General features: G+C 57.1%; 27 protein-coding genes. 14 read left to right on the top strand and 13 right to left on the bottom strand.

The annotated features are described in order from the left end of the window. Window positions 1–38 precede the first annotated feature (38 nt). Together ETHHA_RS10155 and ETHHA_RS10150 are read left to right on the top strand one after the other, a co-directional pair. Window positions 39–386, top strand: a complete 348-nt coding sequence (locus ETHHA_RS10155; RefSeq protein WP_013485890.1) for a thioredoxin family protein — start codon at window positions 39–41, stop codon at window positions 384–386. A gap of 495 nt (window positions 387–881) precedes the next feature. Beyond that, window positions 882–1,277 (top strand): arsenate reductase ArsC, encoded by a 396-nt coding sequence (locus ETHHA_RS10150; RefSeq protein WP_013485889.1) that lies wholly within the window; start codon window positions 882–884, stop codon window positions 1,275–1,277. A 123-nt stretch (window positions 1,278–1,400) separates the two neighbouring features. Here ETHHA_RS10150 and ETHHA_RS10145 read toward each other — a convergent pair whose 3' ends face one another. The 11 genes from ETHHA_RS10145 to ETHHA_RS10095 form a co-directional block, all read right to left on the bottom strand. Further along, window positions 1,401–2,060, bottom strand: a complete 660-nt coding sequence (locus ETHHA_RS10145) for a V-type ATP synthase subunit D (RefSeq protein WP_013485888.1) — start codon at window positions 2,058–2,060, stop codon at window positions 1,401–1,403. Window positions 2,061–2,063: 3 nt separating this feature from the next. Beyond that, entirely contained in the window at window positions 2,064–3,464 is a 1,401-nt protein-coding gene (locus tag ETHHA_RS10140; RefSeq protein WP_013485887.1) for a V-type ATP synthase subunit B, read from the bottom strand. 81 nt (window positions 3,465–3,545) lie between these two features. Beyond that, window positions 3,546–5,321, bottom strand: a complete 1,776-nt coding sequence (locus ETHHA_RS10135; RefSeq protein ID WP_013485886.1) for a V-type ATP synthase subunit A — start codon at window positions 5,319–5,321, stop codon at window positions 3,546–3,548. A 64-nt stretch (window positions 5,322–5,385) separates the two neighbouring features. Continuing rightward, the gene (locus tag ETHHA_RS10130) at window positions 5,386–5,985 is read right to left on the bottom strand and encodes a V-type ATP synthase subunit E (RefSeq protein WP_013485885.1); all 600 of its coding nucleotides are present in this window, start codon (window positions 5,983–5,985) and stop codon (window positions 5,386–5,388) included. A 10-nt stretch (window positions 5,986–5,995) separates the two neighbouring features. Next, the gene (locus tag ETHHA_RS10125) at window positions 5,996–6,304 is read right to left on the bottom strand and encodes a V-type ATP synthase subunit F (RefSeq protein WP_013485884.1); all 309 of its coding nucleotides are present in this window, start codon (window positions 6,302–6,304) and stop codon (window positions 5,996–5,998) included. A 19-nt stretch (window positions 6,305–6,323) separates the two neighbouring features. Beyond that, a complete protein-coding gene (locus ETHHA_RS10120; RefSeq protein WP_013485883.1) occupies window positions 6,324–6,746 on the bottom strand; it encodes an ATP synthase subunit C in 423 nt (140 codons plus the stop codon). A 75-nt stretch (window positions 6,747–6,821) separates the two neighbouring features. After that, window positions 6,822–8,762: a V-type ATP synthase subunit I gene (locus tag ETHHA_RS10115; RefSeq protein WP_013485882.1), complete on the bottom strand. Its 1,941-nt coding sequence runs from the start codon at window positions 8,760–8,762 to the stop codon at window positions 6,822–6,824. Window positions 8,763–8,834: 72 nt separating this feature from the next. After that, window positions 8,835–9,884 carry a V-type ATPase subunit gene (locus ETHHA_RS10110; protein WP_013485881.1) on the bottom strand — a complete coding sequence of 350 codons (1,050 nt, stop codon included), beginning with the start codon at window positions 9,882–9,884 and terminating at the stop codon, window positions 8,835–8,837. Between the two features lie 4 nt (window positions 9,885–9,888). Continuing rightward, window positions 9,889–10,200, bottom strand: coding sequence for a hypothetical protein (locus ETHHA_RS10105; RefSeq protein ID WP_013485880.1), 312 nt, complete (start codon window positions 10,198–10,200; stop codon window positions 9,889–9,891). 124 nt (window positions 10,201–10,324) lie between these two features. Beyond that, on the bottom strand, window positions 10,325–11,683 hold the full coding sequence (locus ETHHA_RS10100) for a PFL family protein (RefSeq protein WP_013485879.1): 1,359 nt from the start codon (window positions 11,681–11,683) through the stop codon (window positions 10,325–10,327). 38 nt (window positions 11,684–11,721) lie between these two features. After that, complete coding sequence (locus ETHHA_RS10095) at window positions 11,722–11,991, bottom strand: ACT domain-containing protein (protein ID WP_013485878.1); 270 nt, start codon at window positions 11,989–11,991, stop codon at window positions 11,722–11,724. A gap of 67 nt (window positions 11,992–12,058) precedes the next feature. Here ETHHA_RS10095 and ETHHA_RS15620 point away from each other — a divergent pair, with 67 nt between their 5' ends. The 8 genes from ETHHA_RS15620 to ETHHA_RS10060 all read left to right on the top strand — a co-directional run bounded on the left by ETHHA_RS15620 (window position 12,059) and on the right by ETHHA_RS10060 (window position 18,059). Continuing rightward, complete coding sequence (locus ETHHA_RS15620; protein WP_137143884.1) at window positions 12,059–12,238, top strand: hypothetical protein; 180 nt, start codon at window positions 12,059–12,061, stop codon at window positions 12,236–12,238. Window positions 12,239–12,331: 93 nt separating this feature from the next. After that, window positions 12,332–13,132, top strand: a complete 801-nt coding sequence (locus ETHHA_RS10090) for a histidinol-phosphatase HisJ family protein (RefSeq protein WP_013485877.1) — start codon at window positions 12,332–12,334, stop codon at window positions 13,130–13,132. Window positions 13,133–13,279: 147 nt separating this feature from the next. Next, complete coding sequence (locus ETHHA_RS10085) at window positions 13,280–14,536, top strand: glycosyltransferase family 2 protein (RefSeq protein WP_013485876.1); 1,257 nt, start codon at window positions 13,280–13,282, stop codon at window positions 14,534–14,536. 303 nt (window positions 14,537–14,839) lie between these two features. Next, window positions 14,840–15,508: a DUF3298 and DUF4163 domain-containing protein gene (locus ETHHA_RS14665; protein ID WP_013485875.1), complete on the top strand. Its 669-nt coding sequence runs from the start codon at window positions 14,840–14,842 to the stop codon at window positions 15,506–15,508. Between the two features lie 251 nt (window positions 15,509–15,759). Continuing rightward, on the top strand, window positions 15,760–16,182 hold the full coding sequence (locus ETHHA_RS10075; RefSeq protein WP_013485874.1) for a hypothetical protein: 423 nt from the start codon (window positions 15,760–15,762) through the stop codon (window positions 16,180–16,182). A gap of 128 nt (window positions 16,183–16,310) precedes the next feature. Continuing rightward, window positions 16,311–17,171, top strand: a complete 861-nt coding sequence (locus ETHHA_RS10070) for a pyridoxamine kinase (RefSeq protein WP_013485873.1) — start codon at window positions 16,311–16,313, stop codon at window positions 17,169–17,171. Between the two features lie 78 nt (window positions 17,172–17,249). Further along, entirely contained in the window at window positions 17,250–17,666 is a 417-nt protein-coding gene (gene mscL / locus ETHHA_RS10065) for a large-conductance mechanosensitive channel protein MscL (RefSeq protein WP_013485872.1), read from the top strand. A gap of 177 nt (window positions 17,667–17,843) precedes the next feature. After that, window positions 17,844–18,059 (top strand): DUF378 domain-containing protein, encoded by a 216-nt coding sequence (locus tag ETHHA_RS10060; protein ID WP_013485871.1) that lies wholly within the window; start codon window positions 17,844–17,846, stop codon window positions 18,057–18,059. A 127-nt stretch (window positions 18,060–18,186) separates the two neighbouring features. Here ETHHA_RS10060 and ETHHA_RS10055 read toward each other — a convergent pair whose 3' ends face one another. After that, window positions 18,187–19,386, bottom strand: coding sequence for an acetate/propionate family kinase (locus ETHHA_RS10055; RefSeq protein ID WP_013485870.1), 1,200 nt, complete (start codon window positions 19,384–19,386; stop codon window positions 18,187–18,189). Between the two features lie 254 nt (window positions 19,387–19,640). On the opposite strand from ETHHA_RS10055, the gene ETHHA_RS10050 reads away from it, so the two are divergent. Together ETHHA_RS10050 and ETHHA_RS10045 are read left to right on the top strand one after the other, a co-directional pair. Beyond that, on the top strand, window positions 19,641–20,861 hold the full coding sequence (locus ETHHA_RS10050) for a tRNA(Met) cytidine acetate ligase (RefSeq protein WP_049776598.1): 1,221 nt from the start codon (window positions 19,641–19,643) through the stop codon (window positions 20,859–20,861). A gap of 150 nt (window positions 20,862–21,011) precedes the next feature. Then, window positions 21,012–21,992 (top strand): carbohydrate kinase family protein, encoded by a 981-nt coding sequence (locus ETHHA_RS10045; protein ID WP_013485868.1) that lies wholly within the window; start codon window positions 21,012–21,014, stop codon window positions 21,990–21,992. A 143-nt stretch (window positions 21,993–22,135) separates the two neighbouring features. On the opposite strand, the gene ETHHA_RS10040 is transcribed toward ETHHA_RS10045, so the two are convergent. Beyond that, the gene (locus ETHHA_RS10040) at window positions 22,136–24,208 is read right to left on the bottom strand and encodes a PTS fructose transporter subunit IIABC (protein WP_013485867.1); all 2,073 of its coding nucleotides are present in this window, start codon (window positions 24,206–24,208) and stop codon (window positions 22,136–22,138) included. A 322-nt stretch (window positions 24,209–24,530) separates the two neighbouring features. Between ETHHA_RS10040 and ETHHA_RS10035 the strand changes: the two genes are divergently transcribed. Together ETHHA_RS10035 and ETHHA_RS10030 are read left to right on the top strand one after the other, a co-directional pair. After that, window positions 24,531–25,622, top strand: coding sequence for a glycosyltransferase (locus ETHHA_RS10035; protein ID WP_013485866.1), 1,092 nt, complete (start codon window positions 24,531–24,533; stop codon window positions 25,620–25,622). A gap of 4 nt (window positions 25,623–25,626) precedes the next feature. Then, the gene (locus ETHHA_RS10030) at window positions 25,627–26,736 is read left to right on the top strand and encodes a tetratricopeptide repeat-containing glycosyltransferase (RefSeq protein WP_013485865.1); all 1,110 of its coding nucleotides are present in this window, start codon (window positions 25,627–25,629) and stop codon (window positions 26,734–26,736) included. The last annotated feature ends 4 nt before the right edge of the window (window positions 26,737–26,740 follow it).

Genomic DNA, 26,740 nt, shown 5'->3' with positions numbered 1-26,740 from the left:
CTAAAGACCGTCGGCTGACTGTAAAGGAGAGTATGAATATGTCACTGTTTAACCATGGAAAGAAAAAGGAAGAAACTTCCTCCCGCTGCTGCGGCAACTGTGATGCCACGGGTATGGCCAAGGCGGAACATGAAAAAACCGAGGGTGCGCGTATCAAGATTTTGGGCAGCGGCTGCGCCAAGTGCAATCAGCTTGAAGCGGCAACAAAAGCTGCACTGGAGCAACTCGGCATGGACACGGCAATAGACCACATAACGGATTTTTCACAGATCGCGGCCTATGGAGTGATGTCTACGCCCGCCCTTGTCGTAGACGGGAAAGTGGTTTCTTACGGGAAAGTCCTCAGAACCGAAGAGGTTTTGAAGATTCTGCAGCGGGTCAGATGACATTTCGGTCATGCTTGGGGGCATGAATATAAAAAATAAAATATGGTAATCAGCTTCTTTGAAAAGTATCTGACAATAGGGGTTGTTTTGTGCATGGCAGCGGGCGTGTTGATCGGCAGATTTCTTTTGGGCATTCCGGCGTTCCTTGAGCGTTTCGAGTAAAACGATATGATTATCCTGATAGTGTTTACGCCCATGGTCGCGTTCCTTCTTGGGATAGGTGGGGTAATCACGCGCCGTTATATCACAAAAACATGGGCTTGATCACCTTGAAAAGAGGGATGTTCCAAAATTTGGTGACATCACCATCGCTGGCTTGTTGCTGACGTTGGTCATCATCTTTTCACTCCGGTTTCTTTGAACGGTCGTTTGCTGTCACCATTGCACTGTTTGGTGCACAAAGCCCTGTGGCACTGGCGACCACAGTCGGCGTTCTCGTTGAGGTACTAGTTATGCTTATTTGGGTTGCAAACAATACGAAAGGATGGTTTGAATATGAGTAAACCCAAGGTTGCTTTTATCTGTGTTCACAATTCCTGTCGCAGCCAGATTGCCGAAGCGCTTGGGAAACATTTTGCCGATGATATTTTTGAAAGCTATTCTGCAGGGACAGAGGTAAAAGACCGTATCAACCCTGACGCGGTTCGCATTATGAAGCAGCTTTACAAGATCGATATGGAAGAAAACCAGCATCCAAAGCTGCTTTCAGATATTCCTCCTGTGGATGTGGTTATCACGATGGGCTGCAATGTGAAATGCCCCTACCTGCCCTGCAAGCGCCGTGAAGATTGGGGGCTTCCAGACCCAACCGGTAAAAACGATGAGGCATTCCTTTCGGTTATCCAGACGATTGAAACCAAAATTGCGCAGTTGGCAAAATCATTCCATTAAAGAGGACATGCAAAACCGGCTGTTCCTTTATACAATAGTTGGGGCTGTTCCAAACACTATATAAAAAACCGCCGCTGTCAAGTTTAGCTTGGCAGCGGCGGTTTTTTGCATTCCATGATTGGCTTAGGACGCGGCTTTTGTCTCGCTTTCGAGTTCGGCGGCCTCGAGGCGTTTGCGCTCTTTGGTCTTGCCGATAACCTTCTGGCGGGAGAATTCCTCACGCTCTTTTTCTTCCAGCGCTTCGGTGATGAACTTCACATTTTCCTCAAAACGGGGGATGATGATGTTCTTTAATGCATTGGCGCGGCGTTGTGTCTTGCGGATGGAGTTGGCCAGCCGGTAGACGCTGTTTTCGATTTCTGCCAGCACAGCCGTAAGCTGCTTGACATGGTAGAAACTGATATAGGCATCGTCCAGCATGGAGTTGGAGGTGGAGAAACTGTAATACGGTTTGGGTGCCTGGTCCTCATAGGTGACGATGGGGATCTCCACACCCATCACGCTCCGCGACGTGATATTGATGCCGGTTTCGATGGGCACCGTTTTGGAAATGTTGTCGATGATGCCCAGCGTGATATTGGCTTTTTGCAGCGCATTGTAGGCGCGCGCATAGGTGTCGTTAATCTGGCCCTGTACCTTGCTGGCTGTGTCGATCAAGCCCATCATCTCACGGATGAGGATGTTGCGCTTGCGATCCATCAGGTCATAGCCGAGCTTCGCCAGCGAAAGGGAACGCTTGATGGCGATCAGATTACCTTTTGTGGGGAATACAGTTTCCGCCATGCGTTATTCCCCCTTCAGATCCTCTGCAGATTCGGGTTTGTAGTATTTGTCCAGCAGTTTGCTGTCCACCCGGTCGAGTTCTTCTTTAGGCAGCAGGGAAAGCAGTTTCCAGCCCAGATCGAGCGTATAGTCAATGGCGCGGTTTTCATTTGCGCTCTGCCCAACGAAGAATTTCTCGAATTTCCGGCCGAATTCCAGATATTTCTTATCAACCGCCGAAAGCTCTTCTTCACCAATAACGGAGGCGAGCGAACGCGCATCCTGCACCTTGGCGTAAGAGGCAAACAACTGGTTGGAAACGGCGGAGTGGTCGCCGCGGGTATAGCCTTCGCCGATGCCGTCTTTCATCAAACGAGACAGGGAAGGCAGGATGCCCACCGGCGGGTAGATGCCAGTCTGGTCGAGGTTGCGATCCAACACGATCTGGCCCTCGGTGATGTAACCGGTGAGGTCAGGAATCGGGTGGGTGATGTCGTCATTCGGCATCGTGAGCACGGGGATCTGCGTGACGGAACCTTTGCGGCCCTTGATCATGCCGGCTCTCTCGTACAGCGAAGCCAGATCGGAGTAGAGGTAGCCCGGGAACCCTTTACGACCCGGAATCTCGCCCTTGGAGGAGGAAAATTCACGCAGAGCCTCGGCGTAGGATGTCATATCCGTCATCACGACGAGGATGTGCATGTCTTTCTCAAACGCCAGATACTCGGCGACCGTCAGCGCGCAGCGCGGCGTGAGGATACGTTCGATGATCGGGTCGTTGGAGAGGTTGAGAAACATGACCACGCGCTGGAGCACGCCGGATTCCTCGAACGAGCGGCGGAAATAGTCCGCAACGTCGTTCTTGACGCCCATGGCGGCGAACACGATGGCGAATTCGGAGCCTTCCTCCGCCGCGATCTGCGACTGGCGTACGATCTGCACGGCCAGCTCGTTGTGCGGCATACCGGAACCGGAGAAGATCGGCAGCTTCTGGCCACGAATCAGGGTCATCAGCGCGTCGATGGACGAAATGCCGGTGCGGATATAGTTACGGGGATAGATGCGGGAGACCGGGTTGATCGGGTTGCCGTTGATATCGCGGCGCTGCTCGGGGAAAATCTCGCCCAGGCCGTCGATGGGGCGACCGACGCCGTCGAAGATGCGTCCGAGCACTTCTTTGGAAAGGGCGATCTCCATCGGGCGGCCCTGAAAATGGGTATGCGTATTGGTGAGTGAAATGCTCTGCGTGCCTTCAAACACCTGAATGATTGCTTTTTCGCCTTCAATCTGAATCACACGGCCGGTTCTGTGCGTGCCGTCGTCAAGGGCAATATCCACCATTTCTTCAAAGGCGGTGTCTTTGACGCCGTCAAGCGCAATCAACGGGCCGTTGATCTCTTTGAGGCCTACATATTCAAGACTCATATGAACCTCCATGCGTTAGGCGCATCGAAAGATCAGGCAGCCGCCGCGCGGGATACCCGCACGGCGCGGCACCTGTCGGGGTCAGCTGGCTGCCTTTGCGCCGGCGATGATTTTGTCAAACGTGTCGTCGATTTCCTTGTTGTATGCGTCGAACAGTTCCAGTTTGTTGTTGGGGATGTCGTATTTGATCTTGACGACCTTGTCATACAGCCCGGTTTCCAGCACTTTGGAGATGGGGATGGCCGCCGCCACAATCTCTTTCGAGCGGTGGTAGAGATGCAGGATGATCTCCATCATCTTCAACTGTTTCTGGATGGGCACAAAGGTGTCTTCGGCGTGGAACGCGTTCTGCTGGAGGAAGCCGACACGGATGATGCGCGCGATCTCGATGACCAGCTTCTGGTCATCGGGCAGCACGTCGGAACCGATGAGCTTGACGATTTCCATCAGCTTATTTTCTTCGTGCAGCAGGGTGTTGATCTCATTGCGGAACTTGATGAAATCCGGGCTGACGTTTTCGTCGAACCACGGTTTGAGGTCGGCGATATATTCGCTGTAGCTGGAGATCCAGTTGATGGCCGGATAGTGGCGCGCGTAGGCCAGCGCTTTGTCCAGTGCCCAGAAGCAGCGGATGAAACGTTTGGTGTTCTGTGTGACCGGTTCGGAAAGGTCGCCGCCCTGCGGGGAAACGGCACCGATGATGGAGACCGAACCTTCTGTGCCGTTGAAGTTGTGCATATAGCCGGCGCGTTCATAGAACGCGGACAGGCGGGACGGCAGGTATGCCGGGAAACCTTCCTCCGCGGGCATCTCTTCCAGACGGCCGGAGATCTCGCGCAGAGCCTCGGCCCAGCGGGAGGTGGAGTCGGCCATGATGGCGACGTGATAGCCCATGTCGCGGTAATATTCCGCGAGGGTGATGCCGGTGTAAATGGACGCTTCACGCGCAGCCACCGGCATGTTGGAGGTGTTGGCGATCAGCACGGTGCGGTCGGTCAGCGGTTTGTTGGATTTCGGGTCGATCAGTTTGGCGAATTCTTCGAGCACGTCGGTCATTTCGTTGCCGCGCTCGCCGCAGCCGATATAAATGATGATGTCGGCATCGCACCATTTGGCGATCTGGTGCTGGGTCATCGTCTTGCCGGTTCCGAAACCACCCGGGATAGCGGCGGTGCCGCCCTTGGCGATGGGGAACAGGGCGTCGATGACACGCTGGCCGGTGATAAGCGGGCGGTCGATGGGAATGCGTTTTTCCGCCGGGCGCGCCACACGGATCGGCCACTTGTGGCAAAGCGTGAGGTCGTGTTTTTCGCCTTTCGCATTTTCCAGCGTGAGGACCGTGTCGTTGACCTTGTATTTGCCGTTCGGCTTCACGGCTACCACTTTGCCGGAGACCGTCGGGGGCACCATGCACCGGTGCTCGATGAGCGAGGTTTCGGGGATGGTGGCGTAAATGAAGCCGCCTTTGAGTTCATCGCCCACCTTGACGGTGACGGTCACGTCCCACTCTTTCTCGGTATCCAGTGCGGGCACGTCCAGCCCTTTTTCGATGAACGGGCCGCATTTGTTCTCAATGTATTTCAGCGGGCGCTGAATACCATCGTAGATGTTGGTCAGGATGCCGGGGCCGAGGTTGGCCGACATCGGGGCGTCGGTCTTGTAAACGGGCTCGCCGGGTTTCAGACCGGTGGTCTGCTCATAGACCTGGATGGTGGTGAACTGGTCGGTGATGCCGATGATCTCGCCGACCAGACGGCTTTTGCCGACATACACCATCTCCTGCATGGAGAAGTCCTTGGTACCTTTCACGGTGACAACAGGGCCGTTGATACCGTAAATCACATTATTGGAACCCATTTTTTCACCTACTTCAATAAGCCTTGAAAATATGCGCTGCGGCCGCAGGCGCACAGCCGGCCCGTCAGAGTCTCAGGGTGAGCCCCGAAGATGCGGCGAACCAGTCTTTTTCATTTTGCAGCTTCTGGTCGAGCGTTTCGTCGATTACAAAGCCTTTTTCGTTGTTGACAAGGATGAACCCGCCGATCAGGATGCCGGGCACCTCCCGTACGGTTGCTTTCCGCCCGCTGGCTGCAATCAGTTTCGCTGCCGGGGTGTGTTCCCCGCGCTTGACCTCGATCACCAGTTCGCCTTCCGCCATGGTGGCGCTGCTCTGCTTGACGGCATCGCACAGCCATTCGGAATAGGCGTCGGTTTGGGTATAGGCCACGATGCGTTCGGCGGCTTCCTTGAACACTTTCTGCGTGATCTCTTCGCGCAGCAGGAGCAGCTTGCGGCGGCCTTCCAGCTCGGCCAGCGAGATTGCGCGGCTCTGCTGGTTACGGATGTTTGCGATCTCACTTTGGATGAGATTATATGCTTCGTGCAGCACATCCTCTTCGGCGCGCTGCAGTTCCTGCTGGCGGTAGGCTTCGATTTCCGCAAGGATCTTTGCGCGTTCCTGTTCCGCGTCGTTGAGCACTGCGGAAGTGAATTTTTTCAGATTGACATCTGTTTCAGACATTGCGCCCACCTCAAATCTTTACGCCAATGGCGTCGCGTACATAGCGGGTGATGGAGTCCTGCGCGCGGCCGGACCCGTGCCGGTCGGGAATCTCGACAATCAGCGGGGTCTTGCGGTTGAGTTTCAAGTCATAGACCAAGTCGGGGACGAGCGCCACCAACTTCTCCGTTACAAGAACGATGCCGATGTCGGGATTATCCATAGCGGCATGGAGGGCTTCGGTCACTTCTTTTTTCTCATGCACCACAACGCCTTCAATGCCGGTGAGCCGCATGCCCACCAATGTATCCACATTATCGCTTATCAGGTAAAAGCGCATTTCGCTTCACCAACTTTACTTACAGACGGCCGACGATCATGAAGGAGATGATCAGGCCATAGATCGCAATACCTTCGCCAAGCACCACGAAGATCATCGCACGTCCAAACACCTTCGGGTCCTCGGTGACCGCACCGATGGCAGCCGCAGCGCCGTGGCCGACGCCCACGCCGGCGCCGATGCAGGCCAGACCGGTGGAGAGGCCGGCGCCCAGATAGCCAAGACCGGTGGCAAGGCCGGTGCTGTCGGTGGTGGCGGCGGAAGCGAAGCCGCCCAGCGGCAGGACGATGGCGGTCAGGCAGACGACCGCGAAGGCAGCGAGGTTAAACAGGAGCGCACGTTTGGAATGGGTGGTTTTCTTACCGCGTTTCATGTTGTAGTAGGTGACGAACAGCGGGGCAAGGATGATGGCAAGCAGGCCCAAAGCAATCAGATAGTACATAAAAATTCTCCTCCAAAATGTTTATGGATTAAAATAAGAATAAAGGAAAAGCAAAATCATGTGCGGTCCAGGCAGTCAGTTTTCATACCGGATGCGCACCGGCTCATACGCTTTGCCGCCGCCTTCATAGAAGCGGCTGAACATCTCGTAGAACTGGAGCCTCAAGCCCTGGATGCCCACGATCAGCCCTTCCAGGCCGATGACGAACAGGTTGCCGACGATCAGCACAATAGGGTTGTTGCTGTTGCCGGTCATCTGCGCGATGATAAAGACGGCGCTCATCATGGCGGCGTGGCTCAGGATGAACGCCCCCACCCTGATGTAGGAAATGGTGTTGGAAACAAAGGAAAGCAGGATGTCGAACAGTTCAAAGAATGCCAGCATGATGAATTCGCCGATGTTGTGCGGCGCCCAGTCTTTCTTGTGCTCGACGAGCCGCCCCAACGGTTCCTTGCAGGCGATGATGAGCAGCGGCACCACCAGCAGCAGGATGATGAACAGCGGGTTAAGGATGAGTTTGCTGCCCTTGAACATCATCAGCGCCACGCCGATGAGGATGGCTACATAGAAGACCAGACCGGTTACGCCGTTCTGGCTGAAGAATGTCTTTTCGGGGTTTTTCTGCCGCACACCGTTGATGATGTTGAGCACCATGCAAAAGATGATGAGACAGGCGCCGCCGGCCACCGACAGCAGCAGCACATACATCAGGTTGCCGCTGTTTTCCACCGGGAGGATGGACTGGCCGTGGTTGAAGTTGAGAGGCAGGACGGCACGTTCACCCGAAAAACCGAAGAACGAGTTGTAAAGAAAACCGAAAATCATCGAGAAAATACTGCAGCGGATCAGAATGTCGCCTAAGAACATCTTCTTCTTGAGCTTCATGAACAGTGCGAGCAACAGAATGACAAAGCCCTGCCCGATGTCACCGAACATGATACCGAAAATGACCGAATAGGTAATGGACATGATCGGCGTGGGGTCAATCTCATTGTAAAGCGGCAGGCCGTAGAGCTCCAGATAGCCTTCATACGGCTTCGCCATCTTATTGTTGACCAGATGGGTTGGCGGTTCGATGCCGGGCGCTTCCTCGATGCCTTCCACGACACAGTCCACATGAGGGAACCGGTCGAACTGCTTGGTGAAACGCGGAATTTCCTGTTCCGGCACCCAACCGAAGATATAGAAATTGTCATCGTATTCCGATGCGTATTTGCGCAGGTCGAAACTGTCGTGCAGATAGCGCAGCTTGGAGTAAACTTTGAGGAACGTTTCGCGGTTGGCCGTCCAGTATTTTTCGACGGCTTTTTCAGCATCCCGCCGTTCGGTTTCGGTCTTTTCCAGCTCTTTCTGAATCTTTACGGACGCTTCCGACGGTGTGCCGTGCGCCTGTTCGATGATGGGGATTCGCTCAAAATACAGCGAATTGAAAAACTCATCCGCTTCTGCAAGTTGGGGCTTTCGAGCCACATAAAAGCCCCAGTAGAAAAGGTCGCTCTCTTCAAGCGGGACGAACAACAGTTCAACGCCCTCATGGTCGGCATAGACTTTCGGATAGCTGTCTTTGGGCAGCCGGCCGAAGCGAAACCCGATGTAGGAACAGTTGAAAATGTCGTCCAGGCTGACATGCAGCGTTTTGAGGTGTTCCAGTTGGACCAGCACCTGTTTGTAGCGCCCGCTTGCCTGTGTGAGATCGCGGACACGCGCGTACAGCGCGTCGAGTGTGAAACCCGCCTTGGAAACGTATGCGCTCAGTTCCTCGGTCGACATATCCAGATGTTCAAAATTGCTGTAGTGCAGGGGGATATTGGCGTGAACGCCGATATCGATGCTCTTTTGCAAATCCTTTTCATAAGGATTCACTGTATCGATGGGATGGAATTCCTCAACGTGTTCGAGCGCCGTGGCGGATTGCTCCACGTGAAAATTTCCGTTGATACAGCACTGCTGCACTACCGTGTCGAAATCTTTGAGCCGACCGACGATGTTGACCAGCTTCATTTTGGCAACCGCCATACAAAAGCCGCCTCCTTCGTGGTTCCTTGAAAAAATATGAAAAGTGTGCCGCTGTCATCCGCGGGGCAAAACTCAGGCGGTCACGCCTACCAGGAGTTTTTCGGTGTCCGCCGGATGCAGGCCGTAGCGCACGCTTTCGATGATGGTGATGACGTTCTGCAGCTCCAGCTGCTTGAGGTTGAGGTAGGCCAGCATGGCCACGGCCGAAGAATTGGAAGTGGCCAGCAGCTTTTTGTTGTAGGCGTAGACGGCGCGGTTGGCGCCTTCCTCAATATAATCGAAGCTGCCCGGTGTGAAGAACGCCGCATAGCCCGTGTCCGCGAGGATGGCCAAGGCGGCATCGGCATCGGGCGCTTCGACCATTTTGTTCAGCGCGTCCGCCTTGATGCGCACCGTATGCGGAATGAGCAGGGAGCGGATGTAATCGGGGGATGCATGGAAATACCGTTTGAGCCGGATGATCTGTGTGATGTTTTGCAGATCAATTTCCACGCCGACGGCGCGTTTGAGCTTGTCTTTATCCTGCCCGGCGAAATTGTTTTCGATGGCGTGGTTGAGGTATTTGTAGTAATACTGCTCAAACGCGTTGTCGATCTGTACGCTGTCGCGCGCGTCGCCGCCCGCGGGGTCATAATTCCTGAGGATGTCGGCGTAAGGCGTGTCGGCGAGCAGACGGAGCAACTCGTCGAAGCTGCGGACTTTTGCCAGGCCATACAGATCAAAATCCGCATGCTCGGCGAAGTAAGAGGGCAGCGAAAACAGGTATTCCGTTTCGCGGCCCGCATTGAGGAAACGCAGATAGCTGAGGATCTCGTTGATCTCCATCCGCACTAAGAAAAACCGGTAGAACTTCCGGTTGTTCGGCGAAATGTAGACCAGCATCCGCGTGTAATCCTCGTAGATTGCGCGGCGCAGCACGTTTTCGAGCTGCCCGCGGTGCACGGAGGATTCATTCACATCGTGCAGCAGATCGCTGTAATTGGTCTGCTGCTTGAGGTAAACGGCAATCTCGCCCACGCTCTGTTTGCGCAGCAGTTCACGGTAATTGTCCGCCGTGATCCGCTTGCCGAACATCGCGTGGATCTTTGTGGCAAGTGCGATGCTATCCGATGTACCAGCCATGCCATCACCCGCCAATCACTTTTTTAAAAAGCTGATCGACCCATTGCGTATGATTTTTTTCATACATCGCGCGCAGGGTGTCGGCGGTTGCAGCGTATTTCTTCTCGATTTCCGCGAGCGACTGCTGCTGGAACCCTTCTTCGGTGGCGGCGGTTTTGGCGATGCGCTTGCGCGCGCGCTCCAGATATTCTTCCCGCAGCTTGTCCTTATCTTTGCGGATGGATGTTTCCGCTTCGGAACGAAGCTGCTGGGCTTCCGCCGTCATAGTCTGTGCCATTTTATCGATTTCAATGATTTTTTGAATGATATCCTGCATGGCAGTACCTCCATTCATTCGGGGCGGTGCACCGCCCACGTACGCTACTTATGATAGACTTTTTATTTTATTTTGCAATGTTCACAATGGCTAAATTTGTTTTCGGCCAATCTGCACATATTAGTCAGTTTTTTAAGCTCTGGATAGGGGCGGGGAGGCGGCCGCCGCGGGCAATCAGCCGGGCCGGAGAGTAGCGGCTGACTTCCATCACCGGGCCGGAACCGAGCAGGCCGCCGAACTCCAGTTCGTCGCCCACCGTTTTGCCGATGGCGGGAATGACGCGCACGGCCGTGGTTTTGCTGTTGACCATGCCGATGGCGGCTTCGTCCGCGATGACGGCGGAAATGACCTCTGCGGGCGTGTCGCCAGGGATGACGATCATGTCCAGCCCCACCGAGCAGACGGAGGTCATGGCTTCCAGTTTTTCAATGCGCAGCGCGCCGCAGCGTGCCGCGGCGATCATGCCCGCGTCTTCCGTCACGGGAATGAACGCGCCGGAAAGGCCGCCTACATGCGAGGAGGCCATCACGCCGCCTTTTTTCACCGCGTCGTTGAGCAGGGCCAGCGCCGCCGTGGTGCCGGCGCCGCCGCAGCACTCCAAACCCATTTCTTCAAGAATGTGGGCCACCGAGTCGCCGCGTGCGGGCGTGGGCGCGAGAGAAAGGTCCACGATACCCGAGGGCACGCCGAGCCGACGGGCGGCTTCTTTGGCCACCAGTTGGCCCACGCGCGTGATCTTGAACGCGGTCTTTTTGATGCAGTCGGCCACGCCGGTCAGGTCGCAGTCGCCGGCCTTTTGCAGGGCCGCGCGCACCACGCCCGGACCGGACACGCCCACGTTGATGACGGTTTCCGGTTCGCCCGGACCGTGGAACGCGCCCGCCATAAAGGGGTTGTCTTCCGGTGCATTGCAGAATACCACCAGTTTGGCTGCCGCGATGGATTGCCGGTCGGCCGTGCGCTCGGCGCACTCACGCACAATGCGGCCCATCAGCGCCACGGCGTCCATATTGATGCCGGCCTTGGTGGTGCCCACGTTGACGGAGGAGCAGACAAATTCCGTGCTGGCCAGCGCCTCGGGGATGGACTCGATGAATTTGGAATCCGCGCCCGCAAAGCCCTTGTGCACCAGCGCGGTGTAGCCTCCGAGGAAGTTGACGCCCACCGCTTTGGCCGCTTTGTCCAGCGCCAGCGCGTATTTGACATAATCGTGGTTGCCGGAGCTGGATGCGATCAGCGAGATGGGCGTGACGGAAATGCGTTTGTGAATGATGGGAATGCCGTATTCCTTTTCAATATCTTCCCCGGTTTTTACCAGTTTTTCCGCCTTGCGCACAATTTTTTCATAGATTTTATTGCAGGCCTTGTCGATGTCGGGATCGCAGCAGTCGAACAGCGAGATGCCCATGGTGATGGTGCGGATATCGAGGTTGTCGTGCTCGATCATTTCCACAGTTTCCAAGATATCTCCAACGTTTAACATATGGTATAAAACCCTCCAGTAGATTACCCGCCAGGTGCTCAGATGCGGTGCATAGAATTGAATAGATTTTCGTGCATGACATGGATGGTCAGGCCCATTTCCTTGCCGAGTCCGTCCATTTTGTCGCTCAGGCCGGCGCAGTCGATCTGGGCGGAGCTCATGTCCACCAGCATAATCATGGCAAACACATCCTGCAGAACCGACTGCGTGGCCTCCGTGATGTTGATCTTGTTTTCGGAGCAGATGCTGCTCACACGGGCGATGATACCGGTCATATCCTTGCCGATGACGGTAATGACGGCTTTCATAAAAATACGTACCTCCTGTGTAAAGGGACTGCCGGCCTGCGGGCGCCATAAAGCGTGCAGGCCGGAAATGGACAGTTTACGCGCCCGTGTGCCGCCCGGCACGGCGGGACGCATGCCGACGGGAATCCGGAAAAAGCCGGGTTTTTACAAAAAATACGGCTCCGGCAGTTGGCGCGGCGTCCGGATGGTGTATAATGAAGAAGGCGGGGCGATGGCCGGACAGCCGCAAATCGCTTTCCTATCATAGCACATTTTCATGCATTTCTCATCATAAACTGAAAGAAAATTTGAGCGGGTCGGGCGTTTGGGCGGCCGGTTCGGCTTTTTTGGAGGCAAAAGCATGCGCACCGATTTGCATATCCATACGGACAATTCTCCCGACGCGGAGCATTCCACCACCGAAATCTGCATCAGCGCCATTGAAAAGGGGATCGGCATCATCGCCGTCACCGATCACTGCGAGATCGACCGATATGAGGTGGACGGTTACGACCGCTCGGTGCGTCAGTCGTTTTTCGATGTTCTCAAGGCCAGAAAGGTCTTTGAAGACCGGCTGGAGATCTTGCAGGGCATCGAGCTCGGCAATGTCATGTATGACACCAAGCTGGCGCACGACGTCATCCGCGCCCATCCATACGACTTCGTACTCGGCTCGCTGCACCATATCAAAGGGGTGGACGATTTCGCATTCCTTGATTATGAAGAACAGGACCCCGAAGCGCTGCTGGCGGCGTATTATGAGGAAATGGAGCATATGGTGGAGTGGGGAGAGTTCGATGTGCTCGCACATCTGACCTATCCGCTGCGCTACATCAACGGGGAGCAGAAGAAAAATGTGGATGTCCGGAAATTCGAGGGGCAGATCACCCGCGTGCTCCGCAAAGCGATTGAAAAGGGCATCGGGCTGGAACTGAACACCTCCGGTCTGCGGCAGGCCTACGGCATGACCATGCCGGATATCTGGGGGCTTTCGCTCTACCGCAGCCTGGGCGGCACAATTCTCACCATCGGTTCGGACGCGCACACCCTGCAGGACGTGGGTTCGCACGTCGACGAAGGGATGCGGCTGGCCGTACAGGCGGGCTTTCCCCATATCTGTGTTTTCCGCGCCAGGCAGCCGTTTGAAATCTCCATTACTTGAAAGAAAAGGAACGTGTCTCTCTCGACAAATGGCCGTCGATGTGATATAATCGGGTGATGGATAAAAACGCGGCCGACACGGTTTTGGGGAGGCCGCGCGTTCTTTTCATGTGCGGCGTTTGCGCCGCTGTGCACGAGGTGATTTTCCATGGCATGGTTTTATAACGGGCTGATCAACTGTTGGCTGTTGTTCAATTTTTCGACATGCGCCTTTTTCCTGTATCAGATGGCGGTCAGCGTTGTGGCGATCCGGATGCACAGCCAGCCGCAGCAGGAGGTGCCGGTCCGTCACCGTTTTGCCGCGCTGATCGCCGCGCGCAATGAAGAGCAGGTCATCTGCAACCTCATCGAGAGCATCCGCAGGCAGGAATATCCCGACGGGATGATTGATGTGATCGTGGTAGCCGACAACTGCACCGACGGTACGGCGGATGCCGCGCGCGCGGCCGGCGCCATTGTCTACGAGCGGTTTAACCGCGCGGAAATCGGCAAGGGGTATGTGCTGAAATTCGCCTTTGAGAAAATTTTTGCGGAACGGGACGTTTACGATGCCTTCTGCGTTTTCGACGCTGATAATTTGGTGGAAAAGAATTTCTTTACGGAGATGAACCGCGCGCTGTGCGGCGGCGTGAAGGTGGCGCAGGGCTACCGGGACATCAAGAACCCGTTCGACACATGGGTGTCGGGCTGCCACGCCATTTATTACTGGATGCAGAACCGGTTTTCCAACTATGCGCGCGCCTGTCTGGGCCTTTCGGCGTCCATCAACGGCACGGGCTTCATGATCGCGGCCGACCATCTGCGCGTGCACGGCTATGATGTCAGTACCCTCACCGAGGATCTGGAATACACCATGCAGACGGTGATGCTGGGCGAACGGGTGGCTTGGGTGCCGGCGGCCCGCGTGTTCGACGAGCAGCCGCTGACGCAGAGCCAGTCGATGACACAGCGCACCCGCTGGACGAACGGCTTCGTGCAGTGCCTGGGCAAATACATTCGCCCCATGTCCCGGGGGTTTGTAAGACGCCCGAGCCTTGTGAAATTCGATATGCTGATGTTTCTGCTCACGCTGCCCATCACGCTGCTGGGCGCGGTGAGCGCGTTCGTCTACATCGCGCTGACGGTGCTTGGCGTGTTCCCTATCGGTACCTCCGTGCTGAACAATCTGGTGCTTATCGTGGGCATTCTGGGCAGCTTCTGCGGCGCGGCGTTCATGACCGTGGTGTTCGAGAAGCCGGAGGATCTGCGCGGGCTGCGCAAGGCGGTGGTATATTTCCCCTATTTTTACCTGACATGGATGGTTATCTATCTGCGCGCGTTTTTCGTGCGCAGCAATGTGTGGAAACCCATCGTGCACGTCCGTGGCATCACCATCGGCGAGATGGAATCCGTCCATCGCCAGTAATCTTTGATATTCCGCAAAATGGAAAGCGCCGCCGTTCAGGTCGGCGCTTTTTTCGTGTGCAGTGGGAATACTGCTGTTGTGCGGATTTGTTTTTCAACAGTTTCCCAAAAATGAAAAATGCGCTTTTCGTTTGTTAGTATATGTGGACGGGCAGGAGTTCTTTCACCGCCGGCGTACGTCACCTCGAATTGGATGAAAAGGCAAAATAACCGCCGGCTGCCCGATTTTTTTTGCGATTTTTGCCGCCGCTCTGCGCACACTAGCATTGTGCCGCGCGCAAGCACTCTTTCAGGGGGTGGCGGCATGTTCAGACGATTGAAGCTCGCAGCGCTTGTCCTGCTTTCGCTTGCGTTCACACTGCCGGCCACGGCGCTGGGGCATGTGCATGTGGAAACGGTGCACAGCCCGCTGGATGCGCCGGGCGTGCAGTTCGAGTGCGTATATCCGCACGTCTCCGGTATCGGCAACGTGCAGAACCAGCAAAAGCTGAACCGTTCTCTGCGTGAGCAGGCGCTGTGTGCCCAGAAGCAGGCGGAATACGCCGCGAAAGCGGCGCCGGTTCGCGGTAGTTTTGGCTACGAAGTGACCCGCAATGAGGGCGGGACGTTTAGCTTGGTGACGACGCGCACCTTCACACAGAACGGCAGGACCGGAACAGTGCAAAAAGGTGTGACGGTGAATACGGCGGACGGGCGCGTTTACAGTTTGAGCGGTCTGTTTGTCGATCACGCGGATTATGTGGGCGTGCTCAGCGAGCAGGTGCAGGCGCAGATCCACGCAAAAGGACTGACGGACCGGTTGCGCCGGCCTTTCAAACAGATCGGCGCGGAACAGGATTTCTATCTGACTAAAACGGAACTGGTGCTGCTGTTCCAGCAGGGGGAGAGCTTCACCGAGGATTGCGGCGTTCAAACGTTCAGGATCTCGCTCCAATCTCTTGACGGAACGTTGAAGCCGGTATTCCGGCTTTAACGGGCCGTGTTTTTCCATCAAAAGAAAGAAACGTGAAAAACATGGGATGTAGCCGCGTAGCGGCGGCGGCCGGGCGGTAAACGCTTTCGGTCATGCGCGCGGCACCAGCCCTCCCGCACAATGCGGCGGGGGCTGTTTTGATGTGCGGTTATTGACAGCCGGAGAAAAAGGCGCTACTATAGCTATACAAAATAAAACAGCATGCACGGCGGGCTGTTTTTCATATGAGCCTTCCGCAAAAGGAGGATATCATGTATACCCATTTTTTTGATGGCAGATACGGCGTCGATCCGTTTTCCCTGTTTTTGCTGCTGGTGGCCGCGGCGGTTCTGGGCATTCCGTTCATGTGGATCGTTTCGCTGGCGCTCATTGTGCTGGTGGTGCTGCGCGGTTTTTCACGCAACACCATCGCCCGCAGCCGGGAGCAATGGCAGTTCGCGCGCTTGATGCAGACCATTTGGCATGTGTTCGTGCCGGTCGGCCGCGCGTTCCGGCGGGCGTTTTTGTGGATATCCCGCACCGTTTCCACGTTGGCGCTGCGTATCCGTGAACGGAAAACGCACGTGTTCATACATTGCCCCAGCTGCCACAAGCTGCTGCGGCTGCCCAAAGGGCGCGGTAAACTGGCGGTGACCTGCCCGGTCTGTCATTGCGCGTTCATTCACAAGACCTGACCGCCACTGTCTGGCCGCTTTCCACACATATGCACTGTTTGCCGCCGCAGGGCGGCATTCTTATGGTTCAAAACGGATTTTTCCGGCCGTTCCGCCGGGGTATTTTAAGATAAAGAAGGAAAACATCCATGCAGAAACACGTTGCGGCCATCCACGATATTTCCGGCATGGGCAAGTGTTCGCTTACGGTGGCGCTGCCTATTCTCTCCGCGGCGGGTATCCGCACCAGCATCATGCCCACGGCTGTGCTTTCCACCCATACCGGTGGATTTACCGGGTTTACATACCGCGACCTGACCGACGACCTTCTAGCTTTCGCGGCGCATTGGAAATCGCTGCATGTGCATTTCGACGCGCTTTACTCCGGGTTTCTGGGGTCGTTCGCGCAGCTTGGCATTGTTTCTGAGATCTTCGATATGCTGCGCGCGGACGATACGCTGGTGATGGTAGATCCCGTGATGGCGGATAACGGCAAGCTTTACAGCGTCTACACCCCCGATTTTCCCAAAGGTATGGCCGGGCTCTGCGCCAAAGCGGGCCTGATCGTGCCGAACATGACGGAAGCGGCATTTCTGCTGGGTGAGCCGTATCGTGAAGGGCCATATGACCGCGCCTATGTGGAGCGCTTGCTGCATGCGCTGGTCGCCCTGGGCGCACCGCGCGTGGTGCTCACCGGCATCTGGTTCGGGGATGGGCAGCTGGGTGCCGCCTCTTATGCAAAACATGCCGGTTCCATCGCCTATGCGTTCAACGAAAAAATCGAGGGATACTATCATGGAACGGGCGACGTGTTCGGCAGCGCACTGCTGGCTGGGCTGATGCGCGGCTTGCCGCTGCCGTCGGCCACGCAGCTCGCGGTGGATTTCACGGCGGGGAGCATCCGGCGTACCAAAGCCGCGGGCACGGACGTGCGATTCGGCGTCGATTTCGAGGAAGAGCTGCCTTTGCTGCAGACTGAGCTGGAAATGGGCGGAACGGGATCAAATTGACAAATATCCTCTTTGTTTGCTAAAATAAAGCGGTCGTCCGATTTGTATACGGCACTTATAGTCAACGGAGGGTATGTATTGAAAAGATTTTTAGAAGAATTTCGTGATTTTGCCATGAAAGGCAATGCGTTTGATCTGGCTATCGGTGTCATCATCGGCGCCGCGTTCAGTTCGATCGTGACGGCGCTGGTAAAGGACATTATGACACCGCTGATTGGTATTTTTACCGGACATATCGACGTTTCCAAGCTAACCTATACCATCAATGGAATTCCGGGGACAAAGAGCATCATATTGCCGTACGGTGATTTTTTGCAGGCGATTATCAATTTCATCATCATTGCGTTCTGCATTTTCCTGATGGTCAAGGCAGTTTCCAAGCTGCATCAAAAAGAAGAAAAAAAAGAGGAAGCGGCTGCTCCCGCGCCGGATCTGGTGGTCTTGCAGGAGATCCGCGATTTGCTCAAAGAGCAGAGAAGCGGCGCCGAGGAATAACCGGCAATACATAAAAGGCGATGGAACGGGCGGATGCATAATCCGCCCGTTTTTGTCCATACTATCTGCGAAAGCGGATGGTAGCTGAATGCTTCATCTGTTTTTTGAACCTTTGACGGACCGTTGCGGTTACCGTAAAGGAAACCGCGCGGCTGCAAACAAAAGGGAGTTGATTTCATGCTGGACAGGATCGCTTTGCTGCTGGTGATTATTGGCGCGCTTAACTGGGGCAGCGTCGGCATTTTTAATTTTGATGTGGTCGGCTGGGCATTCGGTGGAGCCGGTTCCGCTGTCAGCCGTATCATCTTCACGCTCGTGGCCATCGCGGGCATCTGGTGCATTTCGCTGTTGTTTCGCGAACGCGAGATTGTGGAGTCGCATCACACGTCATAAAGCAAGCAGTGCCGCCATTGCCGCGCATCTGTATGGAAAACGCATTCCGCGGCGGCGGAATGTTAAAAAGCGACGTTCCAGATCTTGGAACGTCGCTTTTTATATATTCGTTTTATTAGGGTTGCTTTTAGCCGACGAGTGTCTTGGTGTCGAGCGCGATCATATATTCCTCGTTGGTGGGGATAACATAAACGCGCACTTTGCCGCCGGGCAGGGAAAGGTCGCCCTCTTTGCCGCGGATGGTTTCTTCGTTTTTCGCGGGGTCGAAGGTGATGCCGAGGTATTCCATGTTTTCGCAGACGGCTGCGCGCAGCAGCGAGGAATTTTCGCCGATGCCGCCGGTGAACACCAGCGCGTCCAGGCCGCCCATGGCCGCCGAATAAGCGCCGACGAGTTTTTTGATCTGATAGCGCTGGGCGTCCTGCGCAATCTTCGAGCGCTCAATGCCCTTGGCGGTGGCTTCCTCCAGGTCGCGGTCGTCGCTGGAGATACCGGAGATGCCGATGAAGCCGGATTCCTTGTTCAGCAGGTTTTCCATATCGCGCGGGCTGATTCCTTCTTTTTCCATGATAAACGTGACCACCGAGGGGTCGAGGTCGCCGCTGCGGGTGCCCATGATGATGCCGCCGAGCGGGGTGAAGCCCATGCTGGTGTCCACACATTTGCCGGCGTCCACCGCGGAGATGGAGGAACCGTTGCCCAGATGGCAGGTGACGATCTTGGTTTCTTCCGGCTTTTTACCCAGCAGCTCCGCGCAACGCAGGCTGACATAGCGGTGGGAGGTGCCATGCGCGCCGTAGCGGCGAACGCGGTACTGCTCATAATATTTATACGGCACGCCGAAGATGTAGGCCTGGGGCGGCATGGTCTGGTGGAATGCGGTGTCGAACACCATGACGTTGGGCACAGCTTTGCCCAGTGTCTCCCGGCAGGCCTCAATGCCGCTGAGTGCCGGAGGGTTGTGCAGGGGGGCGAAATTGATGACTCCCTGAAATTCTTTGAGCACCTCGTCGGTCACCAGCACGGAGTGTGTGAACTTATCGCCGCCGTGCACGATGCGGTGGCCCACCGCGTCGATCTCACTGGTGCTGCCGATTACGGCAAATTCACCGGTGGTAAGGGCTTCGATAACCAGACGGAACGCCGCGCGGTGGTCGGGGAGCGCCACTTCGCGCTCAAACCCGCGGCCGTCGCCTGTTTTGTGCTTGAACCGCCCGTCGATGCCGATGCGCTCGCAGTTGCCTTTTGCCAGCACGTCCTTGTTCTCCACGTTGATCAGTTGGTATTTCAGCGAAGAACTTCCCGCGTTGATGACCAAGATTTTCATGTATGATCCCCCTGCATAATAAAATAAAGCATTCGATGAAAGCATTGCAATGCCGATACAACATGTACTATTATATAAGGTAGGGAAAGCAGTTGCAAGTAGTATGCGGGATTCTGTTTGCTTTATGACGGTTTTGACGCGCAGGAGCCAGGCTGCGGGCCGGCTGCGTCTGCATCAGAATCGCATCAGGGCATGGTTGTTTGCGGCGGGCGGTCAGGCGCGCGGCAAACGGCGGGAAGGAACGGTGTGAGCGGATGCGGGCAGCGGGAGTGATCGCCGAATTCAATCCGTTTCACAAGGGGCACGCCTATCTGCTCGAACAGGCGCGCCGCACGGGGGCCGACGCCGTCGCGGTGGTGATGAGCGGCTGTTTTACCCAGCGGGGAGAGCCTGCGTGTATGCCGCCCGCGCTGCGCTGCGCAGCCGCCCTGCGGGCGGGCGCAGACCTGGTGATCGAGCTGCCGCTGCCGTGGGCGATGGCGGCGGCCGACACATTTGCCGTTGGGGCGGTTTCGTTGCTCAGCGCGCTGGGCTGTGTGGACCGGCTGGTGTTCGGCAGTGAAACGGGCGACACCGGAAAATTGTCCGACTGCGTGCGAATGCTGGGAGAGGCGGACGGCAGCGGCGCTTTTGCCGACGCGCTCGCGTCGGGCTGTTCGTTCCCGCGCGCAAGGCAGCACGCCGTCCGCACCTTGTTTCCGCAGGCCGACATCACGCCGCTTTCCCGGCCGAACGATACCCTTGCCATCGCGTATTTGCAGGCCTGCGCCAAGCTGGAGGCGCCGTTTGCGCCGGTCGCGGTGCGCCGTATCTTTGCGGGACACGATGCGCAGGGGGAGCCGGGCGGATTTGCCAGCGCGGCGCGGGTGCGCGCGCTGCTTGCGGCCGGGCGGGACGACAAGGCGCTGGACTGTGTGCCCGAGGCGGCGGCTCTGCTCTACCGGCGGGCGCTGGAGGATGGCGCGGCGCCCTACCGCGCCGCTTATGCCGAGCGCGCCGTGCTGGCGCGCCTGCGCTGTTTGGATGCGGCGGCCATCGCCCGGGTGCCGGATGTATCCGAGGGGCTGGAAAACCGCATGCTGGCCGCCGTGCGCCACGCGGGGGGGCTGGAGCAGTTGTTTGCCGCCGTCAAATCCAAGCGGTATACACTCGCGCGGGTGCGCCGTGCCATCTGGGGCGCGTTCCTGGGCCTTTCCCGTTCCCATACGGCCGCCCGTCCGCCTTATCTGCGGGTGGTGGGCCTGGGCCCGCGCGGACGGGAGATATTGCGCTGTGCCGGGCAGGCGGCCCGCCTGCCCATCGTCACGCGTCATGCCGACATCATGGGGCTTGGCACCTTTGCCAGGCACATCTATGCGCTGGAATGCAGGGCGACCGACCTGTACGGGCTGTTTCTGCCCAAGGTGCAGCCGAGCGGCACGCTGCAGCGCACGGAGCTGATTCGTTCCCAGACGTTGCAAAGCCGGTCCGAATAAGACGCCCGGATCTGTGGCGAAGAAAAAAGGCGGTGTGTCCGCTCTCCCTCGGTCGGGAAACTGTTTCGCAGCCGTATGTCCTTTTGCCGCCCGCGCCAATTTACGCAAAGGTCGCCGGCGGAGAATGTTTATATTTTAGGAGGCATTTTTATGTTTGACGTTGTAGCTATTGGCGAGCTTCTCATCGACTTCACACCCGCCGGAGTGGGCGGCAATGGGGCTGCTCTGTTTGCGCGCAATCCGGGTGGAGCGCCGGCGAATGTGTTGGCGTCCAGCAGCCGCCTGGGTGCCAAAACGGCATTCATCGGTAAGGTCGGCGACGACGATTTCGGCCGTTTCCTGAAAGATACGCTGGACGAGCTCGGTATTGATACGCACAATCTGGTGCTGACCGACGACGTGCACACCACGCTGGCTTTTGTGCATCTGGATTCTTCCGGCGACCGGTCGTTTAGTTTTTACCGCAAGCCCGGCGCGGATGTGCTGCTCCGGGAGGATGAGCTCGACCTCAATCTGCTGCGCCAGACTGGCATCCTGCACTTCGGTTCGCTTTCGCTGACCGACGAACCCGCCCGGTCCGCAACGTTTAAAGCCGTGCAGACCGCCAAAGACGCGGGTGCGGTCATCAGCTATGACCCCAACTACCGTGCGCCGCTCTGGAACAGCAGAGAAGAAGCCGTGGAGCAGATGAAAGCCGGCCTTGCGTATGCGGATGTGGTGAAACTGTCCGAAGAGGAATTGGCCCTCCTGACCGGGGAGACCGATCTGAATGCGGGCGCGCGGGAGCTTCAGAAAGCCGGTGCGTCGCTGGTTCTCGTCACGCTGGGCAAAAAGGGAGCGTATTACCGTCTGGGCGATCGCAGCAACATTCTGCCCACCTATGACGTACATACCATTGACACAAACGGCGCGGGCGACGCCTTTACCGGCGCGGTGCATTATGGTCTCAAGGGCAAAAGCTTGAAGGAACTCCGCAGTCTTTCCACACAGGAACTCGAAACGATCATTGATTACGCCAATGCCGTCGGGTCGCTGGTCACCGGCAAAAGCGGCGCCATCCCGGCCATGCCGCTGCGGGAAGATGTGCTGGACTGCCAGATGAAAGTGCCCCACCTGATTGTGGAAGATTGAGCAAAACGCCCGATGCCCGTACAACCGAAAAAGGCCATGAAAGCTACCGAAAGAGCAACAGCCCCCTTTAACAAAAAAGGGGGCTGTTGTCGTGCGCTTATGTGCAAAGCCGAGATTCTCGGCGTGTTTTTATGCGGTTCCGTTTAGAACAGGTCGCTGTCGCCCGCAACCGGTTCCGCGTCATACACTTCTTTCGGAAGCGGCTTTTTCAGGATGGAGAGGACAATGGCGCCCACAATCATGCCGGCCGCCAGCGCAATGAAATAGCCCAACGGGTTGCTGATGGTCGGCAGAACGAAGATGCCGCCGTGCGGGGCGCGCAGTTGGCAGCCGAAAATCATAGACAGGCCGCCGCCTACAGCGGAACCGACCATCAGGGAGGGGATCACGTGGATGGGATCGCCCGCCGCGTAGGGGATGGCGCCTTCGGTGATGAACGAGAGACCCAGGACGTAGTTGACCAGACCGGACTGGCGCTCTTTCGGGGTGAAGCGGTTTTTAAACAACGTGGTGCAGAGCGCGATGGCCAGCGGGGGCACCATGCCGCCCGCCATGCAGGAGGCCATGATGCGGTAGCTGACAGCCGCCGAGGAAGCCGAGACGCCAGCCTGTGCGGCGTTGGTCAGCAGGCCGGTGGAGAACAGATAGGCCGCCTTGTTGATCGGGCCGCCCATATCGATGGCCATCATGCCGCCGACGATGATGCCGACCAGAGCCGAAAGGTGGGTGCTGTTGAGGAAGTTGAGGAAATCGCCGATGCCGATGTTGATGAGGCCCATCAACGGGTCGATGGCAGCCATAATGATGCCGATGACCAGAATGCCGACGAGCGGATACAGCAAAACGGGTTTGATGCCCTCAAGCGCTTTCGGCAGATAGCTGAACAGTTTTTTCAGAAGGAGGACCAGATAACCGGCAACGAAACCGGCCAGCAGCGCGCCCAGAAAGCCCGCGCTGACGGTGTGCGTCTTGGCTACGATGTCGGCAGCCGCCGTGGTGCCCTGTGGGTTGGCAAACGTGGCGCCATACTGGGCGACCAGGCCGCCCACAAAGCCGACCGCAAGACCGGGACGGTCCGCGATGCTCATGGCGATGAAACCGGCCAGAACCGGCAGCATCATGTTGAACGAGAAGCCGCCGATGCCTTTGAAGAAGGCCGCGACCGGCGTGGTGGAACCGAAGTTCGGGCCGCCGTGCACGCCGCTGAGGGAATCAATGAGGAACGCCAGCGCGATGAGGATACCGCCGCCAACCACGAACGGCAGCATGTGGGAAACGCCGTTCATCAGGTGCTTGTAGATGCGATGGCCGGCACTTTCGCCGCTTGCTTCTTCTGCGCGGGCGCTGCCTTTTCCGCCGGCATGATGGTAGATGGGGGCTTTGCCGTCCACCACCTGACGGATGAGCTCCTCGGCTTTGTTGATGCCGGCGGACACGCTGGTGATGACGACGGGCTTTCCGTCAAAGCGCGCCATGTCCACGTTTTTGTCCGCCGCGACGATGATGCCGTCTGCGGCGGTAATCTCTTCGGTGGTGAGGGGGTTTTTCACGCCGTCCGCACCGTTGGTCTCGGCTTTCACCGGGATGCCCATCTGTTTGCCCTTGAGCTCCAGATTTTCGGCCGCCATGAAGGTGTGCGCAATGCCGGTGGGGCAGGCCGTGACCGCCAGTACGCGGTATTTGGCTGCCGGCTTTGTTTCAGATTTTGCCTCCGCGGTTTTTTCCGTCTGCGCCGGGGCCGCCGGCTTTTCGGGGTATTTCTCCGCTTCTTTTTTGGCGATCAGCGCCAGAAATGCATTTTTGTCTTTTGCTTCGAGCAGGCTCTTTTTGAACGCCGGGTCCATCAGGATAACCGCCAGGCGCTGCAGGGCCTGCAAGTGGATATCACTGCCGGAAGCCGGTGCCGCGATCATAAAAAACAGATCGGACGGTTTTTTGTCCATGGCCTGATAATCCACGCCGGCGGGCACCGTCATGGCGGCAAGGCCGGCCTTTTTCACGGCGTCCACTTTTGCGTGCGGAATGGCGATGCCTCCGCCGATGCCGGTGGAACTGTGGGATTCCCGCTTTAGGATGCCTTCTTTGAATGCCGCCTTGTCCGAGAGACATCCCTCGGCGTCCAGCAGCCCGATCAGTTTGTCGATGGCTTCGTCTTTTGAACCGACGACAGCGCCCAGCTCAATGCCAGTTTCACTGAGCAATTCATTGATTTTCATGCTACGTGCAGCCTCCCCATTACTTTATGGTTTCTTTTTATGAGAACGGTACGTTCATTGCCCTCATCATCATACAATAACAAACAGTCATTGTCAATCATATCGCTAAAAAAACACGCACAAAAATGCAAATTTTAAGAAAATTGCATAAATACATGAAGAAAAAGCACATGATCGCGCTCGGTTTTGCGTGAGTTGGACGGAATACATTCAAAATCGGCCGCCGACAATGGAACGGGTTTTTGCACTTGTGCGGAATTTTCGCATATTTTTGGATAGGGGGATTCTGGACACAGAATGTCCGATAACAGGAGGTGGGACGATGCCGTACCGGGTTTGTGTATATGCTATTTGTAAAAATGAGGAAGGTTTTGCGGACCGGTGGATGGATTCGATGGAAGAAGCCGACCGGGTGGTCGTCGCGGATACCGGCTCCACCGACCGCACGACGGAAAAACTGCGCGCACGGGGCGCGGAGGTGTTTGCCGAAGCCGTGCGGCCCTGGCGGTTCGATGAGGCGCGCAACCGCTCGCTGGCGCATGTGCCGGGCGACGCGGACATCTGCGTCTGCACCGATCTGGACGAAGTGTTCAACAAAGGCTGGCGGGAAAAACTGGAGCATGCCTGGACGCCGGATGCCGGGCTGGCGCGTTATTTCTATAATTGGAGAGTGAAGCCGGACGGCAGCCCGGACGTGCAATTTGTCTATGAGAAGATCCACGCCAGGAAGGATTACCGTTGGGTGCATCCGGTGCATGAGGTGCTGGCGTACAGCGGCCGGGCGGAGCAAAAGGCGGTCTGGGCAGAGGGCGTGGTGCTTAGCCATTATCCCGATCCATCCAAATCACGCGGGCAGTACCTGCCGCTGCTGGAGCTTTCGGCAAAGGAGAATCCGCAGGACAGCAGTACGGTGTTCTGGCTTGGGCGGGAGTATTTTTTCCACAAACGGTATGATGACGCTATCCGTACGCTGGAAGAGCACCTGAAACTGCCCTCCGCCCGGTGGGAAGAGGAACGTTGTGCGTCCATGCGGTTCCTTGCACGATGCTTTATGGAAAAAGGGGATGTCCCGTGCGCCCGCGCGTGGCTGTATCGCGCCGTGGCAGAAAGCCCGCACCTGCGCGAACCGTATTGGGAAACAGCGCAGGCCGCCTATCGCTGGCAGGAGTGGCCACTGGTCTACGGCATGGCCTGCAAAGGACTGGAATGCCGGCGGCCTTCGGGAAGCTATCTGTCCGAGCCGGAGGCATGGAGCGGCGCGCTGCATGATCTGCGTGCGATTGCGTGCTGGCACCTGGGCCTGTATGCGCAGGCGGAACGCGATGCGGCGGCGGCGCTGGCGTTTCATCCGGATAATGCGCGTTTGCGCGCAAATTTTCGGGTGATCCATGAACGATTGATTGATGAGGTATGAGTATATGCGGTGGAATGTGGCGGTGTATGCCATTTCTAAAGACGAAGAAGCTTTTGTGGACCGCTGGATGGATTCGATGGGGGAGGCCGACCTTGTGGCGGTGACCGACACCGGCTCCACCGACCGCACGGTGGAGAACCTGCGCGCGCGCGGTGCGCAGGTGTTTGCCGAAACCGTCTTGCCCTGGCGGTTTGACGAGGCGCGCAACCGTTCGCTGGCGCATCTGCCGGAGGATGTGGACATCTGCGTCTGCACCGATCTGGACGAGGTGTTCCGCCCGGGCTGGCGTGAGAAGTTGGAACAGGCGTGGCGGCCGGGAACGGGCTGCGGGCGTTACCTGTACAACTGGAGCCTGAAACCGGACGGCAGCCCTGACGTGCAGTTCGTATACTCCAAGATCCATGCACGGCACGGCTACCGTTGGCGGTATCCCGTGCACGAATACATCGAGTGTGAACACCCCGAGAGCGAACAGACGGTATTCCTTGACGGCGTGGCGCTCGACCATCGCCCCGACCCTGCAAAATCGCGCAAAAGCTATCTGCCGCTGCTGGAAGCAGCGGTGTGGGAAGAGCCGCAAAGCGACCGGATGCGCTACTATCTGGGACGGGAATATTTCTATGCGGGGCGCTGGAATGACTGCATCGGCACGCTGACGACCTATCTGGAACTGCCCTCGGCTACCTGGGCGGAGGAACGCGCCGCCGCCATGCGCTGGATCGCCTGCGCTTGGTGGAAAAGCGGCGCGTGGGATGAAGCCCGCCGCTGGTATGCCCGCGCCATTGCCGAGGCGCCCGCGATGCGTGACGGCTACGTTGAATATGCGCAGATGGCCTATGCGCTGGAAGATTGGCCGCAGGTTTTCTGGCTGACGGAAGAGGCGCTTCAGATCCGGTCGCGCTCGCAGACTTATGTCAACATGGGATATGCGTGGGACCAGACGCCGGATGACCTCTGTGCCATTGCCTGCTATCGCCTGGGGATGCTTGAGCGAGCGGAAGCGCATGCTTTGCGGGCGCTGGCATACGCGCCTGGTGATGCGCGCCTGCAAAACAATATGCGCCTGATCCGGCAGGCAATGGAAAACGCAAAGCCGCGTGCCGCAGGCACATGAATAA

Origin of the sequence: Ethanoligenens harbinense YUAN-3 (genome assembly GCF_000178115.2) — a bacterium.
Lineage (GTDB): Bacteria > Bacillota > Clostridia > Oscillospirales > Ethanoligenentaceae > Ethanoligenens > Ethanoligenens harbinense.
The sequence above is the reverse complement of the archived record's forward strand: the minus strand, read 5'-3'. Positions and strand labels throughout refer to the sequence as shown.

Bases quoted from the DNA above. Each gene is read 5' to 3' on its own strand.
- ETHHA_RS10155 (WP_013485890.1), top strand. From the start codon at position 39: ATGTCACTGTTTAACCATGGAAAGAAAAAGGAAGAAACTTCCTCCCGC.
- ETHHA_RS10150 (WP_013485889.1), top strand. From the start codon at position 882: ATGAGTAAACCCAAGGTTGCTTTTATCTGTGTTCACAATTCCTGTCGC.
- ETHHA_RS10145 (WP_013485888.1), bottom strand. From the start codon at position 2,060: ATGGCGGAAACTGTATTCCCCACAAAAGGTAATCTGATCGCCATCAAG.
- ETHHA_RS10140 (WP_013485887.1), bottom strand. From the start codon at position 3,464: ATGAGTCTTGAATATGTAGGCCTCAAAGAGATCAACGGCCCGTTGATT.
- ETHHA_RS10135 (WP_013485886.1), bottom strand. From the start codon at position 5,321: ATGGGTTCCAATAATGTGATTTACGGTATCAACGGCCCTGTTGTCACC.
- ETHHA_RS10130 (WP_013485885.1), bottom strand. From the start codon at position 5,985: ATGTCTGAAACAGATGTCAATCTGAAAAAATTCACTTCCGCAGTGCTC.
- ETHHA_RS10125 (WP_013485884.1), bottom strand. From the start codon at position 6,304: ATGCGCTTTTACCTGATAAGCGATAATGTGGATACATTGGTGGGCATG.
- ETHHA_RS10120 (WP_013485883.1), bottom strand. From the start codon at position 6,746: ATGTACTATCTGATTGCTTTGGGCCTGCTTGCCATCATCCTTGCCCCG.
- ETHHA_RS10115 (WP_013485882.1), bottom strand. From the start codon at position 8,762: ATGGCGGTTGCCAAAATGAAGCTGGTCAACATCGTCGGTCGGCTCAAA.
- ETHHA_RS10110 (WP_013485881.1), bottom strand. From the start codon at position 9,884: ATGGCTGGTACATCGGATAGCATCGCACTTGCCACAAAGATCCACGCG.
- ETHHA_RS10105 (WP_013485880.1), bottom strand. From the start codon at position 10,200: ATGCAGGATATCATTCAAAAAATCATTGAAATCGATAAAATGGCACAG.
- ETHHA_RS10100 (WP_013485879.1), bottom strand. From the start codon at position 11,683: ATGTTAAACGTTGGAGATATCTTGGAAACTGTGGAAATGATCGAGCAC.
- ETHHA_RS10095 (WP_013485878.1), bottom strand. From the start codon at position 11,991: ATGAAAGCCGTCATTACCGTCATCGGCAAGGATATGACCGGTATCATC.
- ETHHA_RS15620 (WP_137143884.1), top strand. From the start codon at position 12,059: ATGGACAGTTTACGCGCCCGTGTGCCGCCCGGCACGGCGGGACGCATG.
- ETHHA_RS10090 (WP_013485877.1), top strand. From the start codon at position 12,332: ATGCGCACCGATTTGCATATCCATACGGACAATTCTCCCGACGCGGAG.
- ETHHA_RS10085 (WP_013485876.1), top strand. From the start codon at position 13,280: ATGGCATGGTTTTATAACGGGCTGATCAACTGTTGGCTGTTGTTCAAT.
- ETHHA_RS14665 (WP_013485875.1), top strand. From the start codon at position 14,840: ATGTTCAGACGATTGAAGCTCGCAGCGCTTGTCCTGCTTTCGCTTGCG.
- ETHHA_RS10075 (WP_013485874.1), top strand. From the start codon at position 15,760: ATGTATACCCATTTTTTTGATGGCAGATACGGCGTCGATCCGTTTTCC.
- ETHHA_RS10070 (WP_013485873.1), top strand. From the start codon at position 16,311: ATGCAGAAACACGTTGCGGCCATCCACGATATTTCCGGCATGGGCAAG.
- ETHHA_RS10060 (WP_013485871.1), top strand. From the start codon at position 17,844: ATGCTGGACAGGATCGCTTTGCTGCTGGTGATTATTGGCGCGCTTAAC.
- ETHHA_RS10055 (WP_013485870.1), bottom strand. From the start codon at position 19,386: ATGAAAATCTTGGTCATCAACGCGGGAAGTTCTTCGCTGAAATACCAA.
- ETHHA_RS10050 (WP_049776598.1), top strand. From the start codon at position 19,641: ATGCGGGCAGCGGGAGTGATCGCCGAATTCAATCCGTTTCACAAGGGG.
- ETHHA_RS10045 (WP_013485868.1), top strand. From the start codon at position 21,012: ATGTTTGACGTTGTAGCTATTGGCGAGCTTCTCATCGACTTCACACCC.
- ETHHA_RS10040 (WP_013485867.1), bottom strand. From the start codon at position 24,208: ATGAAAATCAATGAATTGCTCAGTGAAACTGGCATTGAGCTGGGCGCT.
- ETHHA_RS10035 (WP_013485866.1), top strand. From the start codon at position 24,531: ATGCCGTACCGGGTTTGTGTATATGCTATTTGTAAAAATGAGGAAGGT.
- ETHHA_RS10030 (WP_013485865.1), top strand. From the start codon at position 25,627: ATGCGGTGGAATGTGGCGGTGTATGCCATTTCTAAAGACGAAGAAGCT.